The 16,634-nt window shown below is 43.0% G+C and carries 11 protein-coding genes; 9 read left to right on the forward strand and 2 right to left on the reverse strand.

The annotated features are described in order from the left end of the window. The first annotated feature begins 1 nt into the window (after position 1). Complete coding sequence (gene tsaE, locus OQY15_RS05245) at positions 2–424, forward strand: tRNA (adenosine(37)-N6)-threonylcarbamoyltransferase complex ATPase subunit type 1 TsaE (protein WP_265788602.1); 423 nt, start codon at positions 2–4, stop codon at positions 422–424. Positions 425–477: 53 nt separating this feature from the next. Beyond that, positions 478–1,704: an alanine dehydrogenase gene (locus OQY15_RS05250; protein WP_265788604.1), complete on the forward strand. Its 1,227-nt coding sequence runs from the start codon at positions 478–480 to the stop codon at positions 1,702–1,704. A 3-nt stretch (positions 1,705–1,707) separates the two neighbouring features. On the opposite strand, the gene OQY15_RS05255 is transcribed toward OQY15_RS05250, so the two are convergent. Then, positions 1,708–2,889: an MFS transporter gene (locus tag OQY15_RS05255; protein ID WP_265788607.1), complete on the reverse strand. Its 1,182-nt coding sequence runs from the start codon at positions 2,887–2,889 to the stop codon at positions 1,708–1,710. A gap of 28 nt (positions 2,890–2,917) precedes the next feature. Beyond that, positions 2,918–4,252 carry a D-alanyl-D-alanine carboxypeptidase gene (locus OQY15_RS05260; RefSeq protein WP_265788609.1) on the reverse strand — a complete coding sequence of 445 codons (1,335 nt, stop codon included), beginning with the start codon at positions 4,250–4,252 and terminating at the stop codon, positions 2,918–2,920. 180 nt (positions 4,253–4,432) lie between these two features. On the opposite strand from OQY15_RS05260, the gene OQY15_RS05265 reads away from it, so the two are divergent. The 7 genes from OQY15_RS05265 (at position 4,433) to mnmG (ending at position 16,527) form a co-directional block, all read left to right on the forward strand. Next, positions 4,433–6,940 carry a zinc-dependent metalloprotease gene (locus OQY15_RS05265; RefSeq protein WP_265788610.1) on the forward strand — a complete coding sequence of 836 codons (2,508 nt, stop codon included), beginning with the start codon at positions 4,433–4,435 and terminating at the stop codon, positions 6,938–6,940. Between the two features lie 408 nt (positions 6,941–7,348). After that, positions 7,349–8,290, forward strand: coding sequence for a hypothetical protein (locus OQY15_RS05270; protein ID WP_265788613.1), 942 nt, complete (start codon positions 7,349–7,351; stop codon positions 8,288–8,290). Positions 8,291–8,385: 95 nt separating this feature from the next. Further along, positions 8,386–8,577 (forward strand): cold shock domain-containing protein, encoded by a 192-nt coding sequence (locus OQY15_RS05275; protein ID WP_265788615.1) that lies wholly within the window; start codon positions 8,386–8,388, stop codon positions 8,575–8,577. A gap of 148 nt (positions 8,578–8,725) precedes the next feature. Next, entirely contained in the window at positions 8,726–12,040 is a 3,315-nt protein-coding gene (locus tag OQY15_RS05280) for a DUF4175 family protein (protein WP_265788617.1), read from the forward strand. Positions 12,041–12,049: 9 nt separating this feature from the next. Beyond that, on the forward strand, positions 12,050–12,487 hold the full coding sequence (gene ybeY, locus OQY15_RS05285) for an rRNA maturation RNase YbeY (protein ID WP_265788620.1): 438 nt from the start codon (positions 12,050–12,052) through the stop codon (positions 12,485–12,487). Positions 12,488–12,656: 169 nt separating this feature from the next. Continuing rightward, on the forward strand, positions 12,657–14,525 hold the full coding sequence (locus OQY15_RS05290; protein WP_265788623.1) for an ABC-F family ATP-binding cassette domain-containing protein: 1,869 nt from the start codon (positions 12,657–12,659) through the stop codon (positions 14,523–14,525). A gap of 139 nt (positions 14,526–14,664) precedes the next feature. Further along, positions 14,665–16,527 carry a tRNA uridine-5-carboxymethylaminomethyl(34) synthesis enzyme MnmG gene (mnmG, locus tag OQY15_RS05295; RefSeq protein WP_265788625.1) on the forward strand — a complete coding sequence of 621 codons (1,863 nt, stop codon included), beginning with the start codon at positions 14,665–14,667 and terminating at the stop codon, positions 16,525–16,527. Positions 16,528–16,634: the final 107 nt, after the last annotated feature.

The raw sequence follows: 16,634 nt of genomic DNA on the forward strand, positions 1-16,634 counted from the left end.
AATGAATCTTGAAGTTAATAGTCTTACCGAATTAAACAGCGTAGCCGAAGCGCTGTTTAATTTCGCTGAAGAGGAAAAGGTGTTTATTTTTGAAGGAGAAATGGGCGCTGGAAAAACCACATTTATCAAAGCCCTCTGTAAACATTTGGGTGTAGAAGATGTAGTGAGCAGTCCAACCTTTTCTCTGGTCAACGAATATGCCGCAGGCAGTTCTACCATTTACCATTTTGATTTTTACAGAATCCGTGATATCCGCGAAGCATACGATATCGGTTATGAAGAATATTTTTATTCCGGGCATATCTGCCTGATAGAATGGCCCGAACGTGTAGAAGAGATCCTGCCGGACCACTACATCAAAGTAGGAATCCAGGTTTTATCTCCCGATAAAAGAGCATTTACGTTTAGTAAAAATTACCGTTAGATGCTTGATTTTCATCTTATTTTTCTTAATTTCATTCAAATAAACGCTATATAATGGCTACAGGATTACGGGAAGAAATGGCCTCAATTGCTCAGAAAGGTTTACTACAGCCAAAAGAAACACTGTCAGAACTCAAACAGAAAAGCAACAGTCTTTATATTGGTATTCCCAAAGAGATTTCATTCCAGGAGAACAGGATTGCCCTTACCCCTTTGTCAGTTGCATTGCTGGTTAACAATGGCCATAAGGTATTGCTGGAGAGCGGTGCTGGTACAGGTGCCAATTTCTCTGACAATGATTACAGTGAGCAGGGCGCCATTATCACTTTCAATAAAAAGGATGTTTTTGATGCCGATATCATTGTAAAAATAGCCCCTCCAACCGTTGAGGAGATCGAGTTGATGCACAAAGGTCAGACGCTGATCTCAGCCCTTCAGATGGGTGCCCTCAAAGAAAGCTACCTGAAAGCGCTGATGGATAAAAAGATTAACGCCCTGTGCTTTGAACATTTACGTGATGAAGGAAATATCCTGAGTGTGGTACGTGCGATGAGCGAGATTGTAGGCGCTACTTCCATCTTTATTGCTGCAGAATATCTCAGCAGCGTGACCGGTGGCAAGGGTCTTATGCTGGGTGGTTTCACCGGTGTTCCGCCTACTGAAATTGTGATCCTTGGCGCAGGCACTGTGGGCGAATATGCTGCCAGAACAGCCTTGTCGCTCGGTGCAGAAGTAAAAGTCTTTGACAGTTCGATATACCGTTTACGCCGCTTACAGAATAACCTTGGAAGCCGTGTTTTCACCTCTGTGATGCAGCCTATAGTGCTTGGTAAGGCTGTTACTACCTGTGATGTGGTCATTGGTGCCATCAGGGCAACGCATGGCCGCAGCCCCTGTATCATCATGGAAGAAACCGTAGCCCGTATGAAACCGGATTCTGTGGTGATTGATGTCAGCATCGATCAGGGTGGCTGTTTTGAAACCTCTGAAGTCACCAATCACAAGGATCCTGTTTTCAGGAAACATGATGTGATCCACTATTGTGTTCCTAATATTGCCTCCAGGGTACCCCGGACAGCTTCTTATGCACTGACCAACATCTTCACCCCAATCCTGGTGGATATAGGTGATATGGGGGGACTGATGAATGTGGTCTGGAACAGACCCGGAATCAGGGAAGCGCTCTACATTTACCAGGGGCACCTCACCAGCAAAACGCTTGCAAATATGTTTAACCTGCCTTTCAAGGATATTGAACTGCTGGTTGTAGCCAATCAATAGAAACTATACTTCAGGAACAACAACCTTCGGTTTCCAGACAAACTGCAGGTAAACCAATGCCATGAGGGTAATACCCGTACAAAGGTAGAATGTGGTTGGGATAGTGGAAATATCATCGATAAACAGCCAGCCGGCCAGCAATGCGCCCATTCCAATCCCTGCTTCAAGAGCAATATACATGGTGGCTACAGCTTTTCCACGGTGTGCCGGATCACTGAGGTCAATGGTCCATGCGCTTACCGCAGGAGACAGCATTCCCGTGGCTACGCCATACAGGGCTGAAGCGCACATCAGTGAGAAAGACGATGTTGATATTCCTATCCATACAAGTGATACTGCCAGCATCCCCAGGGATACTTTGAGGATAAGTACCCTTCCATATTGATCTGAGGCCTTACCCGCTACAAAACGGATGAGCAGGGAGGTTAGCGTGAACACTACAAAAAATAAGCCTTTGTTGTTCGTTCCGAGATATTTACTCCAGTCGCCAATAACCGTTAAAATCGCGCCATAGCTTACATAACTCAGCAAGGTGATCACTGCCGCCGGGATAGCCCTGCGATCTATGATCTCCGTTTTATTGATTTTTAGTAAGGCGGCTTTAAACCGTTGTTTATTTTTTAATGATTCTTTCATATTCGCCAGAATCAGTATCGACAGCAACGCAAATATAGATGAGCTGTAAAAAAGCACGTTAATAGAAAAATGATCGGTAACCATACTCCCGATCGCAGGACCTATCGCCAGACCTGTGCTGAAACAAATGCCATGCACCCCCATCGCTTCGCCCCATTTACTTTCCGGAACCAGGTCGGCCACATAAGCGGCAGTAGCCGTAGGTTTAAAACCGGTTGAGAAGCCATGAATCAACCTAAGGAACAGAAATCCCGCTACGGTGGTCAGCACCGGATAGAGAAGTCCGCATATAAAACATACTACAGAGCCTACAGCCATTACAGGCACACGGCCAATGGTATCAGTCAGTTTACCACTGAAAGGCCTGGAAAAGCCCGCAGTGAGTGTAAATAAAGCGATAATCAGTCCTTTGTACGAAGCCCCTCCCATTGCACTCAGATAGGCCGGCAGTTCAGGGATCAGCATGTTAAAGCTGCAGGAAAACAAAAAGGAACTTAAACAGACCAGACCAAATTGTAAAGTGTAAATCGATTGAGCATCGTTTTTCATATCCGGGCAAAAGTAAAAAATAAAATGATCAGAACGTATCGTGAATATACGTAATCACTTTTGCCATTTCTTTCTTTAGCTCTGCTACGGGTGTTACAAAATTATTGTTCATGAAGGAGAAACTGAATGTCCTCCCTTTTTTGCTGATCAGGTATCCGCTTTGGTTATAGATATTGGACAGCGAGCCTGTTTTGCCATATACAAATGGGTGATCTGTTGCCGGATAGGCATTTTTCAGCGTCCCGGTTTTTCCTCCTGCCGGCAGCAGGCTAAACAGCTTTTCCCTGTTATTGATGTGCTGATCAATCATTTTTAGCAACGTCACTATATCTCTCGGTGTAAACAAGTCCATTCTGGAAAGCCCGGAGCCATCCACCCACCGGGGTTTATCCGGCAGGCCTGCAAGATATTTTTCTTCGATGTACCTGATCGCGTCAGTTCCATTGAGGCGCGATTGGAACTGGTTGGCATACACCAGCAGCAGCTGCTCTGCAATAAAGTTGTCACTGGGCAGCATCATCTCCCTTAAAACCTGTTCTGATGGGGCGTTATAGATTGTTTTTGCCATGGCAGGCATTTCCATATGTATCAACCCTACCTTACGGTGCAGGGTATCAGCAAGCAGGCTCAATGTAAGCGCTGTGCTGGTTTTATAGGGAATCTGCTGTTCATAATTTGCCGGAATGCTGGTTCTGGCCGGAAAATGCCAGATGTTCTCATTAAAATTCCTGACTACATTAAATGTGCTGGCAGCGCCGGCAGAATCTTCAGACAAACATTCATTGAAAAGCGCAGGGCTTATGGACAACTTTCCCGGTCCGCTTTTAACGGTAAGCAAGTTATCCATCAGGGGCAGTTCCGTGATTTCTGCCTGGTAATAATCGTTATAATCATCCCATGACCAGCCCAGACCGTAAAAACTTCCAGTGTATCTGCCGGGCGAGAAAAACAACTGCTTTTTGCTGGCAGAAAGAACCTTCAGGGCATGGTCAGCTTTTATCCTGCTCTGCAGCAATGAAGGGTCGCCGGTTCCCCAGAAGATCAGTGAATCTCCTTTTTCAATATACCTCAATGAAGGAACAGAATCAGACAGCAGCTTTAATCCGCCGTAAAAAGTAAATAACTTGGTGTTTGACGCGGGAATAAAGTACTTATCTGCATCTTTTTGGTAGATCATTTCTCCTTTGTCGAGGTCAGACAGGGCGAAACCTACCGGATGATTGCTTAGTAAAGCTGAATTTTTAAATAACTGCCCTACTTTTCTCTCTATTCTGCGGTTACTTGCACAACCTGCAGTAAACAGGACGCATAGCAAGACGATTCCATTCAGACCTGTGAGCTTAAATAGTTTATTTATTTTCATGAACAGCTTTATTGTCTTTGATCCACTCTAAAGTATTGTTTTTTTAATTAATATTCCCTTAATCTATCAAAAAAGGCTGTCAGAAAGCTTGTTGTAACTTTATAATTACACATCTTTGTTGTTTTCGGCAATGAATATCTTTGAACTTCAAGCAATAAACCTAAAAAACTGTTACAGCCAATGAACAAAAGGTCAAACCTGCTGGCAATTGCCGGCATGTGTCTAGTATGCGCATTCAGCACTGATGCCTTATATGCACAAAAGAAATCTAAAAAGAATGCCCCAACGGGCGCTTCTGCGACGCCTCCTCCAGCAGCAAAAAAAGAAGGAATCAAACCCTTCAGCGAAATAATCACCGCCAAGGCCAGAAAAAAGGACGGCCTGTTTAAGACTTATAAAGTTGATGACAAATGGTTCTTCGATATCCCCGATTCACTGTTAAACCGCGAGATGCTGGTTGTGTCACGCCTCAATAAAGTGCCTACGGGTGTATCAGTAGGCAATCAGCAATATGGTGGTGAAGCCTTAAATGAACAGGTGTGGCAATGGGAACGCCGTGGGAAACAGGTTTTCGTACGTGTACCCAGCTATTCGGTGAGAGCTGACAGCACTTCTGATATGTACCAGTCTGTAAAAAACTCTAACCTCTCTACGATCATCGCGAGCTTTGATATCAAAGCCTATAACAAAGATACCAGTGGTGTAGTAATTGACGTGACCGACTTCTACAATGGTGACGTGATGGCTATCGGTGCAACTGATGAACTGAGAAAAGCCTATAAAACAACAACCCTTGATCCTGCCCGTTCTTACATTGATACGGTGAAAACCTTCCCGATGAATATCGAAGTCGTGACAAGCAAAACGTATAAAGCACAGGAATCGCCAATTGACAACAGTATCGGAGCAGTGACGTATGAGTTTAATACATCCATGTTATTGCTGCCAAAAAAAGCTGCTAAACCACGTTTAAATGACGCCAGGATCGGTTATTTCGGACAGACCCAAATTGATTATGGTACAGATGCACAGAAAGCTGAAAAAACGGCTTACATCCATCGCTGGGGATTAGTTCCTAAAGACACTGCAGCCTACCTGCGTGGTGAACTGGTAGATCCTGTGAAACCTATCGTCATTTACATTGATCCGGCAACTCCAAAAAAATGGGTGCCTTACCTGATCGCCGGTATCAACGACTGGCAGGTAGCGTTCCAGGAAGCAGGATTTAAAAATGCAATCGTTGGTAAGGCTGCGCCTACGCCAGCTGAAGATCCTGAATTTAGTGTAGATGACTCACGTTATTCTGTAGTTCGTTATTTTGCATCCAATATTCCCAATGCTTATGGACCGCATGTTTCTGATCCACGATCAGGACAAATCCTGGAAACACATATCGGCTGGTACCACAATGTGATGAACCTGCTTAGAAACTGGGTTTTTGTGCAGACCGCTGCGGTAGATCCTGCAGTTAGAAAAGCAAAATTCAGCGATGAGCAAATGGGTAACCTGATCCGTTTTGTTTCTTCCCATGAAATCGGACATACTTTAGGCCTGCCACACAACTTTGGGTCGAGCTATGCTTATCCTGTAGATTCCCTGCGTTCAAAAACTTTTACAAATACGCACGGAACAGCGCCATCAATCATGGACTATGCACGTTTCAACTATATCGCTCAGCCGGGTGATGGGGTAACACAACTGCACCCTACCATTGGTGAATATGATAAATGGGCAATCAAATGGGGTTACACCTGGTTTCCTGGTAATTTAACGCCAGCCAAAGAGCGTGAAAAGCTTGATGTATGGACCGTTGCCAAAGCAGGAAACCCATTGTTTTATTATGGCAGACAGGGAACTTCACTTGATCCGCGCCTTCAGAATGAAGACCTTGGAGACAATGCAATGAAAGCCAGTGGTTACGGTATCGCCAACCTGAAACGTATTCTTCCAAACGTAGAAAAATGGACGTTTGAGAAAGGTAAAGATTATAGCGACCTGAAGGAGATTTATTCCGAGGTGATCACTCAGTTTAATCGTTACATGGGCCACGTTACGACTAACATCGGCGGTATGAGCGAAAACTTCAAGACCTATGATCAGAAAGGTGCTGTTTACACGTATTTGCCAAAGAGCAAACAAAAAGAAGCCGTTTCTTTCCTGAATACGCAGTTATTTAATACGCCTTTATGGCTGATCAATAATGCTGAGCTGAATAAATTTGACAACGGCGTATTGCTGAACAATATCAAAGCAGTACAGGCGAATACCCTGGCGAGTATCCTCTCTCCTTCACGTATTGCAAGGTTATTAGATAATGAAACAAAGAATGGCTCTACAGTTGCATATACGCTTCCTGAGCTCTTCAAAGACCTTCACACCAGTATTATCCCGGCCAGCAGACCAGACGCCTTTAAACGCAACCTGCAGCGTGCATTTGTAGACCGTTTAGGTACGCTGATGACACAGGAAATGCAAGCACCTCCGGGAATTGCCCCTGCCCGTCTTGCTGATTTTGGTATGACCCCGGTGAATGTATCTCTTTCTGATATCAGACCTTTGGTGAGAGCAGAATTGAAAACATTACTGACGACCGCTAAAGCAAGGGCTGTTGCTGGTGATGCGATTACAAAAGCACATTATGACGACCTCGCCATCAGGATCAATGATATTTTGAATCCAAAAAAATAATTGCTATCTTCCCTATTAGAGCCCTTGCAGAGTGATCTGTAAGGGCTTTTCTTTTACTATTGCCTATACCTGGCCCGGTCATTACTCATACTATGCCCGAATCTACAGGGTCTTTATCTGGTACCAGGAATAGGTCAAAAAGATACTTGTAACGTGTTCAAACCGGGTTTGATACGGGTTTGCAATGGCCAACATCCATACCAAACCCGTACCAAACCCGTACCAAACCCATCGAAAAGCCGTTTTAAGTACCTTTCAGACCTATTTTTGATCCTTTGTAATAACCCTATAATCTCCAGCATATACCGAGTAAGATACGAGCAAGGTATGAGGAAGATATGGGTATGCTACGAGCAAGAATATGTATTGTACATTATCCTATATTTGCTGTAAATGCGTTTTGTTGATATGAAAGTACTCCGATCCCTGTTGATGATGATAAGTCCTGTTCTGTTTTTGCTGGCCTGTAACGGAAAACCAGGCAAAGAAAAACCAGAGCCAAAAACAAGATTAGACCTGAGCCCGATCACAGGGATCAGATATACTGAAGTAAAAAGACGCTTCAGCAATGGCCTGTCCTATGACAGTATGGGCTTTGCACAGGAACCCAGCTGGATCATTCAGCTTAAAAATCAGGACACCATGTCTGCCTATGACCCGGCAAAAAAAATCATGCAGGGCTTTCATCTGACCTATGATCATGGTGATGTCTACAATTTTGCCAAAGAATATTTCAGGTTTAAACTCATCAGTAAAGATAGCTTAGTTTTCCAGCGGTTGCAAGTGTCAAAAAAAGAAATTGCTGATGATATCAGGTCTGATGTAAACATGACCTTTTATGCTGACAGCTATATTAAAAACGTTTTACATACGTCTGCAGAAAAGCTGCAGCGGCCGACCCGCAAGGATACATTGTTTATCGCCGGATTAGTAGAACGTGCCAACCGTTACCCCGATCAGACCGACAGTGTCTTTGCTGCAAGACAGGTTGCCGAACTGATTCCGCGTGATAACAGGATCTCTGTAGAGCGTCTGAGCAGTGTAGATGTGCTGAATGGCAAAACTGAAGCTTATGATTACCTCTACCCGAGATACCACGTAGTCATCCCTGATGCCTATAAAGATTTTGGCTATGAATTTAATATTCTCGTGGCTCCGGATGGCAAACTACGGCTCGGAAAGTTTTTCACTAACCTGCCCGAATACCGGGAAGTGCGCAAAAAAGTTTTAGCCGGCATCACAAGCGTCTATTTACAAAATTTATTAAAAATTAAACCGGGAACAACTCTGGGTATGCCTCATACCAGCGAAGTAACGGTCTCCGTGTCGGGCAGAAAAAGCACTAAATAGACCAATTAAAATTATATTCATCAAAAAATGAAGCAATTGCAGATTATAAAAAAATAATCACTACCTTGCCAACTTAATATTTAATACTTAATACAATGCAAGAAGGAACAGTAAAATTTTTTAATGTAACTAAAGGTTTCGGATTTATCGTACCAGCTAATGGCGATAGCGAAATTTTTGTACATTCAACAGGCCTTATCGATGAAATCCGTGAAAACGACAAAGTAGAATACGAAGTTGAAAGCGGTAAAAAAGGTTTGAATGCGATCAATGTTAAAGTAATCTAGATTATTATAACCATAATTCGTACAAGCTTCCTGATCTGAGATCAGGAAGCTTTTTTTATGTCTTCTTCTGTGCTGAAGCATAAAAAAATTGCTGTTTCCTTCGCTCTCTCCACCCATCTTTTTTATCTTTAAATTTATTCTCTTTTAAATGGGCGGCAATTACGAAATCTTAATTTCCAAGATTAACGAATTCAGAAGAAAATTTTATCTGAATAAACTGCTGCGTGGTACCATCTATACGTTAACCCTCCTGCTGAGTCTGTATCTGGTGCTGTTTCTGCTGATCTATTTTATCCGCCCAGTACCTTACATTAAAACCATCTTATTCTTCGCTTATCTCGTCCTGCTTTTCGTATCGGCAGCCCTGGGAATAGTTAAACCAGCATTGGCGTACTTTAGCCTCAGCAAAGTGCTCAGTCTTGAAGAATCCGCTACGCTGATTGGAAATCACTTTGAGCCTATACGTGATAAATTACTGAATACGCTACAGCTGAAAGCCCTTGCTGAGCTCTCTCCCTCACAAAATCAACTGATCCTTGCCGGCATCGACCAGAAAATCAATGATCTGAAACCTATTCCTTTCAGCAATGCCATAAGTCTTAACGACAATAAAAAATACGTCAAATACTTCCTGGCGCCACTGGCACTCATCCTGCTGGTAGCCGTACTTGCACCCGTAGTCTGGCGGGAAGGGACGCGTAGTTTCATCCAATACAATAAAGAAATTTTACCTGCTGCTCCCTTTAATTTTGTGCTCAGGAATGCCGTGATGACGGTTACACAAGGTGACGACCTGCTGATCGAACTGGAGCTTAAAGGAGATCAGATTCCACAGGAAGTTTATCTGAACGACGGTGTAAATTTATTTAAACTGGAAAAAAAGGACCATACCGGGTTCAGCTATACTTTCAAAAATCTGCAGCGAAGTCAGAATTTCCGCTTCAGTGCCGGTGGCTTTGATTCCAGAGCCTACCAGCTGACAGTTAAGCCGCGTCCCTCCGTCCTCAGTATTGAGGCCAGCCTCGATTATCCGGCATACCTGGGGAAGAAAAATGAGGTCATTGCAAATGCGGGCGACCTTATCCTCCCCGAAGGGACCACCGTCACCTGGAAGATATTTACTGAAAATGCAGGTACGATCCTCTTCAGCATAGATGGCCATACTAAAGAACTGCCCATGACCAATAATGAGGCACGCTTTCTGGCCAGGCTCAGAAAAAGTCAGCACTACCAGATTGTACCAAAAAACAATTTCTCGGCACACCCGGATTCAGTGAATCATCAGATCGAGGTAATACCGGACCTGGCGCCCTCCATCAATGTGGAGGAAAAAGTGGATTCTCTGAGCAGTAAGGCGCATTATTTTAGGGGAAACATCAGCGATGACCATGGCTTCAGTTCCCTGAAGTTTATTTATATCATCAGAGAAAATGGTGCAGAGAAAAATAAAGTTTCAGCTTCCATTCCCATTCAGCCGGCACAGCAGGAAAATGTTTTCCTCTACTACTGGAACCTCAAAAACCTGAGCCTTAAACCAGGGCAGACTGTAGATTACTATCTTGAAGTAGCAGATAACGATGCCGTAAATGGCGCTAAAAAAACCCGCTCTGCAATCAAAACATATACGCCCTTATCTGATCAGGCACTGTCGAAACAACAAAATACAGAGAGCGGCAGCCTGAAACAAAAAATGAACACTGCCATCAAACTTGCGGCCGAAGTGGAAAGGGACAGCAAAAGATTGGGTGAAAACCTGCTGGATAAAAAAGACCTTTCTTTTGAAAATAAAAAGGAGATTAGCCAATTGCTGGATAAACAGAAAAAACTGGAAGAAACTGTAAAAGAAATCCAGCAGGCAAAGGCAAAAAACAGCAACGATCAACTGGAAGAAAAGTCTGACAGAGCCGCCATCGCTGATAAGCAAAAACAGATTGATGAGCTTTTTAAGAATGTTCTGGACCCTAAAACCAAAGCATTGCTTGAAAAATTACAGAGCCTCATGGATCAGAATAATAAAGACCAGGTTCAGAATGAACTGTCCAAAATGAATATGGACAATAAATCGCTCAAAAACGAGCTGGACAGAGTCCTGGAACTCTACAAACAGCTGGAATTTGAACAGAACCTGGCCAATAAGGTGGAGCGCCTGAAAAAGCTTTCAGATGCCCAGAAAGAGCTGAGCAGAAGATCGCAGGAAAAAAATGCTGATGCGGGAGCACTAAAAAAACAACAGGAAAAAGCGACACAGGAATTTAAGGAACTACAGCAGGAGCTGAAGCAACTCGACCAGAAAAATCAGGCCCTGGAACGTCCCAACAGCTTTAACCCAATGGACAAAGAAAGCGTGACGGTAACGCAGCAACAGCAGCAGAGCATGGAAAATCTGGAGAAAAAACAGCAGCAGAAAGCCGCTGAAAACCAGAAAAAAGCGGGCGAAGAGATGCAGAAAATGGCGAAAGAAATGGAAGACTCCAATCAGGCATCGGCCGAGATGGAAAACAACCTGAATACCGAAGAATTGCGCCGGCTTCTTCAAAACCTGCTGCAGACATCATTTGATCAGGAAAAGGTGATGCTCAGCCTGAAGAAAATATCTCCCTCAGACCCTGCCTATACAAAAAATGTACAGCAGCAACGCGATATCAAAGACAACATGAAAACTATTGCTGACAGCTTGTCCTCGCTGAGCAGGCGCATTCCGCAGATCGAAAGCACGGTCAGCGAAGAGATGCAGAAAATTAATTTTAACGTGGATAAAAGCCTGGAGAGCCTGGCAGAGCGCCGCACCACTGAGGCTGCCAGAAACCAGCAGTACACCATGACCTCGGTCAATAACCTCTCGCTGATGCTCAACGAAGCGCTGGATCAACTGGAAAAAGCAAAGAAAAATGCTAAATCCGGTGGCAAGGGAAAAGGAAAACAATCCATGCAGCAATTGCAAAAAATGCAGGAGCAGCTCAATAAAAATATGCAGCAGGCAAAGCAGCAGCTGGAGAAAGAAGGTAACAAAGGCACTGTGCCTAAAGGGAAAATGACGGAGGGTTTTGCAAAAATGGCCCAGCAGCAACAGATGATCAGGGAGGCGCTTCAAAAGATCAATGCTGAAGAAAATAAAGATGGTAAGGGATCACTTGGCAACCTCAACCAACTGGTGAAGGAAATGAAAATGACAGAATCAGACCTCATCAATAAGCGGCTGGAAGAAGAAACGATCAGACGCCAGCAGGGGATTACGACCAAATTGCTGGATGCGGAAAAGGCAAGCCGCGATCAGGATGAAGAAGGGAAAAGAGAAAGTCAGGCCGGAAAGGATTTCCCTCCATCCTACCCAAAAATGCTCGAAGAATTTAAAAAGAGCAATCTCAGTGAAAAAGAGTTTTTGCAGAAACTACCTCCTACATTGAACTACTATTACAAAAATAAAATATCAGCATATTTTAAATCACTAAATTTGCTGAAGTAAATTCATTATATGCGTAAGGCCCCCATCTATTTTTTCTCAGAAGAAGTAAACTACACCGTAAAAAATAAGATCCTCATCAGGAACTGGATCAAAGAAACAATCATCGCAGAAGGATATGAACTGGAAGAATTAAATTTCATTCTCTGTTCTGACGAATATTTACTGGCTATGAACCAACAATACCTGAAACATGACACTTATACCGATGTAATCACTTTTGATAACTCAGAGGGCCTTAAAACGATTCTTGGTGATATATTTATCAGTATTGAGCGGATACAGGAAAATGCCAGACAATTTAAAACAACTACGCAACAGGAACTATGCCGCGTAATGATTCATGGCACGCTCCATTTACTGGGATATCCTGATAAAGGAAAAGCTGCAAAGACGCTGATGACACAAAAAGAGGATCAATACCTGGCCTTATTAAAACCGAAACAATAAGAACCACCTGATTATCAAATATTTACATACATTTTATTGATTAAAAAAGGTCAGTAAAACGTAATTTAAAATCAATACGCCGATACCCCCGGCACATGACTACGATACCCGCAAATTATGTTTACTTTTGCAGGTAATTTCTTATCCTATAATTCGTTAAAAAAATACTTTGAGCACATTAATTGCAGCAGAAAACTTAGGCCATGCCTACCATGATGAATGGTTATTCAAAAATTTAACCCTGGGCATCCAAACCGGACAGCGTGTTGCGCTTGTCGGTATTAATGGCGCCGGTAAAAGTACTTTATTAAAATTATTGGCCGAGCGCTTCAGTCCGCTGGAAGGAAAGATTGTAAAGAATAAATTTGTTAAGATTGGATTTCTTGATCAGGAGCCCTCCTTCCCGGATGGATACTCGATCAGTGATTTTATTTTTTCACAGGAAAACAAACAGCAGCAACTGATCAGGGAATATGAGGAATTAATTGAAGATCCGAATCCTGATGAGAAAAAGCTCAACCGTTTATACGAAGAATTAAGCGAGCACAATGCCTGGGAATACGAACATGAAATCAAAACGATTTTAAGCCGTATGGGTATTAACCACCTGCAGCAACAGATTTCTACATTGTCTGGTGGCCAGAAAAAACGTCTTGCTCTCGCGAAACTGCTGATCGAAGATCCGGAGATTTATGTGCTTGACGAGCCTACCAACCATTTGGATATCGATACGATTGAGTGGCTGGAAAAACTGCTCACTTCAGGAAATAAAACTATTTTGCTGGTAACGCACGACAGGTATTTCCTGGATAATGTATGTAATACAATTGTAGAGCTTGACCGAGGTAAGATCTATAATTACACTGGAAACTACGCCTACTTCCTGGAAAAAAAATCTGAGCGTGAGGCTTCAGATGAAAGTACATTTCAGAAAAATAAGAACCTCTTAAAAAAAGAATTGGAATGGATGCGCAGAATGCCACAGGCAAGGGGTACAAAATCTCAGGCCAGAATTGATGCATTCTACGATCTTGATAGTAAAACCAAACAGCGGACAGATAACAAAAGTGTCACGCTGAATGTAAAGATGTCTCGCCAGGGAAATAAAATCCTGGAACTGGATCATATTGGCCAGTCTTTTGGAGAAAAGAAAATCATCAATGATTTTTCCTATGTTTTCAAACGCTCAGACCGTATAGGCCTTGCCGGAAAAAACGGTACAGGTAAATCTACCCTACTGAATATTCTTACGGGATTCCAGCAGCCAGAAAAAGGACAGGTTAGCGTCGGAGAAACTACGGTATATGGTTATTACAAACAGGGAGGTTTGGCATTTAATGATAAACAAAGGGTCATTGATATTGTCACTGAAGATGCAGAATATATCAAAATGGCTGATGGACAAACGATCTCTGCTTCGCAGTTGCTGACTTTGTTTTTGTTCCCTATTAAAAAGCAGCACGGTATGGTAGAGAAGTTGAGTGGAGGCGAAAAGAAACGCCTGCATTTGATGAAAGTTCTGATGCAAAATCCGAACTTCTTAATTCTCGATGAGCCTACAAATGATTTGGATATTGACACCCTGAATGTATTGGAGGAGTTCCTGGAGAACTTCCCGGGTGTATTGATCCTGGTATCCCACGACAGGTATTTGCTGGATAAGATGAGTGAACAGTTGTTCATCATGGAAGGTGATGGTGTTGTCAATATTTACAATGGAAACTATTCTGAATACAGATTAAGCCTGGATGTCCCTAAAGAAAAAGCCCCGGCTGCCGCTGCTAAAACAAAGGAACCATCTGCAGTATCTGCTAAATTAAGCTATAAAGAACAAAAGGAGCTGGATGATTCAGAAGCCCTGATCGCCCAGTCAGAAGCGGAAATTGAAAAACTAACCGCTTCCCTCCTAACGATAGACAGTGCCGATTATCAGGAAATTCAAGCTGTAACCAAATCTATTGAAAGCATCAATGCTACATTGGAACAGACGATGGAACGCTGGTTAGAGCTATCAGAAAAGAAGAGTAAATCGAACTAATATAAGCTGTTTTAAGCGCTTGAATGAGTTGAACAAGTCCGTTCAGCAAGAATAAAAGTTAACGTTCCACGTGGAACACACAAGCTTCTGAGAGAGAAATACAGCGCTTGTTTCACGTGAAACATAAAAGAAAAATGAGATGTTTAAAGAATATGATGTAATTGTTGTAGGTGCCGGACATGCAGGATGCGAGGCAGCAGCAGCAGCAGCAAACTTAGGATCTTCGGTATTATTGGTGACCATGAATATGGAAACCATTGCACAAATGAGTTGCAATCCGGCAATGGGCGGAGTAGCAAAAGGACAGATTGTACGGGAGATTGATGCCATGGGTGGCTACTCAGGTATCGTCAGTGACAAGACTACTTTGCAGTTTAGAATGCTTAACTTATCCAAAGGTCCTGCAATGTGGAGCCCCCGTGCCCAGATTGACAGGAAACGATTTGCGGAGGAATGGCGACTGGCATTGGAGCGAACACCAAATGTAGATTTCTGGCAGGATATGGTGAGTGGATTAATCATCAAAGACAATAAAGTTGTTGGTGTAAAAACTTCGATGGGCGCAGAAATTAGAGCAAAAAGTGTGGTCCTCACAAACGGTACTTTCCTAAATGGTTTGATCCATATAGGCGAAAAAAAATTCGGTGGAGGCAGAACCGGAGAAAAAGCCGCTACCGGAATTACAGAACAATTGACATCAATAGGTTTCGAAGCTGGCAGAATGAAGACCGGTACTCCCCCACGCGTTGATGGAAGATCACTGAATTATTCTCTGATGGAGGAACAATGGGGAGATGAAAACCCTGGCAGATTCTCCTATACAGATGTAGAAAGACCGACTGATAAAAGATGCTGCTGGATCACTTATACCAATAGCGAAGTACACGAAACTTTAAAGGAAGGCTTTGAGAAATCACCAATGTTCACTGGCAGAATCAAAGGACTGGGTCCGAGATACTGTCCTTCGATTGAAGATAAGATCAACCGATTTGCAGAGCGCGACAGGCATCAGATTTTTGTAGAACCGGAGGGGTTAAACACGGTAGAAATTTACGTCAACGGTTTCTCTACATCTTTGCCGGAGGATGTTCAGTACAGGGCACTGATCCAGATCCCGGGATTTGAAAATGCAAAAATGTTCAGACCAGGATATGCGATCGAGTACGATTATTTTCCACCTACACAGCTATCGCTGACGCTGGAAACCAAATTGGTACAAAACCTGTTCTTTGCAGGCCAGATCAATGGTACTACTGGATATGAAGAAGCTGCTAGTCAGGGTTTTATAGCAGGAATAAATGCGCATCAGAAGGTGACAGACCAGCATGAGCTGATTATGAAGCGTTCTGAGTCATATATAGGTGTATTGATTGACGATCTGGTAACGAAAGGTACCGAAGAACCATACCGTATGTTTACGTCGAGAGCAGAACACAGACTGCTACTGCGTCAGGACAATGCGGACATCAGGCTCTCCCCTATTGGACACGCTCTAGGTTTGATTAATGACGAGCGTCTGGAAAAGGTAAATCAAAAAGTTGCGAATTCAGATGAGATCGTTGCCTTCACCCGTAAACAGGGAATTGAAATGGCAGAGGCAAATGAAATGCTGGAAAGCTTAAACTCCAGCGCACTGACACAAAACGTAAAATTGTTCAGTGTACTCAGCAGACCCCAGGTTGGCATTGAAGACCTCAGAAAAGTTAGTAAAAGTTTTGACGAGCATTTGAGCGCTTTCAATCAGGAGACCGTAGAACAGGCAGAGATCAAAATAAAGTATGAGAGCTACTTCATGAAGGAGCAGGAAATTGTGAACAAGATGCAGAAGATGGAAGATAAAGATATCAATCCGGATTTTGATTATTCACAACTCGGATCATTGTCAAAAGAGGCACGGGAAAAATTATTGAAGATCAAACCAAGAACTTTGGGCCAGGCTTCCAGAATTTCGGGAGTTTCACCCTCAGATATCTCAGTTTTGATGGTGCATATTAACCGTTAAAATCTACAAACCTGATAATCAGTAATTTAAACAATAAAACAACAACCTTAAAAGTGACTTGATTTAAAGCGATATCAGCCACTTTTAAAGTTTTTGAATATTCCGGA

It is taken from the genome of Pedobacter sp. MC2016-15 (genome assembly GCF_026239695.1).
Classification (GTDB): Bacteria; Bacteroidota; Bacteroidia; order Sphingobacteriales; family Sphingobacteriaceae; genus Pedobacter.